Below are 554 nucleotides of genomic sequence, written 5' to 3'. Positions count from 1 at the left end.
GAAACAACTGAGGTTGATAGCAAAACGCTTCGCCGCATCCGTGCATTAAGAGACTTTGGTGACGTCAAGAAAGGTGATCTTGGCGGCTATATCGAGAAAGAAGACAACCTATCGCATCATGGTAATTGCTGGGTTGGTGGTGGTGCCAAAGTTTATGAAGAGGCACGGGTTCGTGATGGTGCTAAGGTTTTTGGTAATGCACACGTTTACGGTCATGCGCGTGTATATGGCAATGCGGTAGTTTGCAATAATGCCGAAATTTATGACAAAGCGCGTATTTTCGAAGATGCGGCCGTTTATGTGGATGCACAAGTTTTTGAAAATGCACACATTTACGGTAAGGCGCGTATTTGTGGAAATGCACAAGTTTACGGCAATGCGTGGGTAGGCGGCAATCATATCATGTCGACTGGAGAAAAGACCAGATGAAAAAATACGAATTTACTGACGAAACAATCGAAGTTAATGGTCGCACTCTTTACCGCATTCGTGCATTGAAGGACTTTTGGCAGGTTAAAGCAGGTGATCTGGGTGGTTTTATAGAGCATGAAAGC

Annotated in this window: 1 protein-coding gene; it reads left to right on the top strand. The window is 44.6% G+C overall.

What is annotated here, in order from left to right:
• Positions 1 to 429, top strand: a 429-nt coding sequence (locus tag MCQ_RS02450) for a hypothetical protein (RefSeq protein ID WP_006923339.1), incomplete at its 5' end; no start/stop codon positions are given.
• Positions 430 to 554 lie beyond the last annotated feature (125 nt).

The organism is Candidatus Bartonella washoeensis Sb944nv (genome assembly GCF_000278135.1).
GTDB classification, from domain to species: Bacteria; Pseudomonadota; Alphaproteobacteria; order Rhizobiales; family Rhizobiaceae; genus Bartonella; species Bartonella washoeensis.
The sequence above is the reverse complement of the archived record's forward strand: the minus strand, read 5'-3'. Positions and strand labels throughout refer to the sequence as shown.